This is a genomic window from Exiguobacterium sp. UBA6282, from assembly GCF_002440475.1.
Taxonomy (GTDB): Bacteria; Bacillota; Bacilli; order Exiguobacteriales; family Exiguobacteriaceae; genus Exiguobacterium_A.
Genome location: NZ_DJUM01000018.1, coordinates 217 through 3,843 on the forward strand (window position 1 = coordinate 217; position 3,627 = coordinate 3,843).

The window sequence follows — 3,627 nt, forward strand, 5'->3', positions numbered from 1 at the left end:
TTCCAGATGAATTTAAGCATCGACAAAACCTCGATTCCTTTCAATGATGGTACGACCCATGTCAAATTCCTCCTAGTGATTAAATTATTGTTTCGTCAGATCGATTTTGACGGTCGTTGGTTTGGGAAAAGCTGGATCAGAAGCGAACAGAACGAATCGCTTCTGATCGATTGGTACTTGATAAACCAACTCCACTCGTGACTTGTACGGTGCGAAATATTGAAAACCGTTTTTCCAGGCTTTCTCATTGCGATTCACATAATCGATCGGTTCATAATCAGTTCCTTGCAAGTCTGTCAAGGCATACCGATTGGGACGATAAGTGATGAATCCTCCCAGATCATCCCCTGTATTTTGCATGACGACAGGGATCGTCACGAAACGATAACCAGCACGTTGCTTTAGATTCAGTTCTTTTGGTGTGTCAATCAATGCCTCGACATGAAAACGATCAGATTGATGTTTCGGATTCCCGGGAGTTGTTTGCGTGACACCTCGCTTCATCAATGTTTTTAATTTTTCCGTTTCCTCTGTTGAAGGATTAGTAGCTGTCGCATTCGCTTTTTTGATATCGTCGAGTGTGATCTTGACGGTCGTCGTTTTTTCGACGGCCACATCTTTTGCAAGCAAGACGAACACCTTTTGGTCAACTGGTACTTGGTAAACAAGATCGACCCATGATTTTTTCGAATTGATGTATTTGAATGCATTTACCCAAGCCGTTTTATCGTGATTGACATAATCGACGGGAGTGAATTCTTTTCCGTCAAGAGCAATCAAAGAGAAGGTTTGTGGTCGATACGACGAAAACGAATCTGCAGCTAATTCATCCCGGTTATGAAGGAAAACTGGAATCGTCACGAAACGATATCCTGACTTCTCCTTGAGCTTTAACTCTTTTGGTGTTGAAACGAGCTTTTTAACAGAGAAGTCATAATTCTTCGCCGCCGGGTCACCCGGGTACGTCTGAATAGCGCCTGCGTTCATCAATTGCTCCAGTGCCGTGTTGTCTTCGGCAGTATGTTTCTTATCGTCAGGATATTGAGCGAGATTTTTTAATTTTTGTCCGGTCGTTTGTACTTTTGGTGTCGTTATTTCTTTTTGAGCCGTTCTCGTTTCAGGTGCAACGAGGAGGAATAAACTCGTCGTCCCGATGACGAGCGTAGCAGCGATGCTACCGAGTGCCCATTTGAAGCGACGTTCGGTCAATTGTTGATTATCGTTTACGCCACCGATGGCTGCATTCGGTGTGATCCGCACAGCACGCTGGGCAGGAAGCAAGGCACCAAACACACCAGTCGTCACCGGAATCAGGAGCATAAGACTTAAGAAACCGAGTTCACTGGATGGGAACTGATTATAGACGAAGCCAATCATTCCTAAGGCAACAAGTAGACCGACGATTCCAGCGAAGAGTCCAGTCATCACACCCTCGCTTAAGACGAGAAGTCGGATTTGACCGTTGCGCCAACCGGTTGCCTTCAGGACGGCGAGTTGATTCTTTCGTTCGTTGACGTTTTGCCACATGATCTCGGTCGTTGTCAGGATGGCGATGAGTAAGGCGACGCCCATTGCGACATAATGCATCGTACCGACTTCGAGCGCGACGTATTCACCAAGCCATGTCGCATATAAGACGCCTTTCAGTCGGAACGTGATGAACAAGAAGAAGATGAACAAGCTCGTCGGTAAGGCAATTGCGATGATGGACAGAAGCGTGCGTTGCCAGTAAGTCGCGAGTTGGTTGATGCTCATTCCAAGAACACTTTGTGCTCGGACGAAACGACGTCCTTTTGAGACTTCGCCAGAGCGCATGCTTTCAAATGGTTGAATGCGTCTGATGAGTAACGTCGGAACAATCGTCCCGCCCCAGTAGATCAAAAGCCCGGACAATCCGATCAAGATGATGCGTCCGAGGGCAATCGGATGATCCGCTGTTATCCAAAATGATCCAAGAATCACCCAGGCGATGAGTGCGACCAGCGTTCCAAGAAGTGTCGCTTCTAGGAAGAGGAGTCTCGATAGCTGCCGTGAACGCCATCCGAGCGAGAGTAAAATCGCGAATTCTTTTTTTCGAGCATAGAGCAAGATGATGTTCGAACTGAAGACGTAGACGAGCGCGACAGCGATGACGCTCGCGATGATGCCACTCATTCCGACTTTCGCCTCTTGGAAAATCGCGATCGACGACCCGAGTTTGATCCACGGTTGCTGGACCCAACCGAGTGCCGATTCTCCTTTTAGACCGGGTAAATACGTCAAGGCGAGTTGCGGGGAGGAACCGAGTGTGACGTCCGTGATCAGACCCGTCTTATCCTCGATTTCCTGTGCGACAGCTTGCAATTTTTTCTCACTTGTTGCGTTCATCGTCTCGACCCCTTTGACGTTGACGCGAATCGCAGAAATTGCTTTATCCCCACGTAACTTAAAGGCAGCGTCGAGCGTCGTCAGCATCGATGGTGGTTTCGTCAGGAAGTCGTAGGAGTCGTTGGCGGGCTTGACGTCACGGACTGGATTGACCGGACGATCATTTTGATCCATGACCCACTGTGCTTTTGCCGGGAAGTAAGTTTCCATTGGAAGTTCAGTCAACGGATCCTTTGAAACATCGAGCTCCCGGGGGTTAAAGACACCGATATAGTTGAGATGGACTTGTTTCCATCCTTTAAAGCCACCTTCGAATTCACGTGCTTCGCGATACATGCTTCGTTTGAAGAGTAAGGATTCCTTGGCGACCTCTTTTGGTTGAACTTGGTAGGTAAAGGGCCAACGGGAACCGTACGGACTCTTAATTGTTTTGTATTCAACCGGTGAAGGTTTCAAAGTAATGGAAGACAGTGAATCACTATTGTTCGCATCGCCTGTTGATAAGGTGTTTTTAAGGATACCGTCCACGAGCTTTTTTTGGACGTCTTGAGTCGTGATCGAATAAGAGGTAGGCTCTCCTACTGGTAGTTTACTCAGGTATGATTTCCCACCTTTTTGTTCAATCTTTTGGACCATGTCTGCAACGCCTGTTGCAGTGAACGGAAGCTCTACCTTTTCATATGTATAGGTGCGCATCGCATCGACGTATTCACGAGAATTCAATAGAATCGGAATCTGCGTCGCTTGATCACCGTACGAAGCGGGAAGATCCGTTTCGCTGAAGAAACGGCTATATGTTCCGGTAGTGGTCGCTTTTTTCAAACCGACGAGCTGGTCTTCGGCAGCAGGATCGATTCCGGCAATCATGACTTCTGAGCCATAGTCATAGAGGGGTTGTTCACCAAGTTTTAAAGGGGAGACGCCTGTGCGCGTTGCGTCACCCATTGGTTCCCAGCCAGCAGCAAGAAACGTTGTCATGGTATAAAATTCGTTTTGGAGTCCCGTATTTTGAGAATCCTTGATTTTCAAGCGGTAAATCCCTTCTTCTTGAATCGTATGGGTACCGACGCTACTCGATGTCGATGTATAACCAATCATCGCGATTGGTGCTGCGACTTCGACATCAGCAATCTGCTTGATCGTCTCGTACTGCTTGCGGGTGATCCCACCGTCGAGTCCGCTCATATAATTCGGTTCAAGCAGGTTCAAGTCTTCCGTCACACTCCGGCTGCCTTCCGGACGGACGACGATATCGTACGA

1 protein-coding gene is annotated in these 3,627 nt (G+C 47.8%); it reads right to left on the reverse strand.

All coding sequences use genetic code 11. The features are described 5' to 3' along the window. Positions 1-84: 84 nt before the first annotated feature. The coding region (locus B2751_RS04790) for an ABC transporter permease (protein WP_290773246.1) at positions 85-3,627 on the reverse strand (3,543 nt) is incomplete at its 5' end.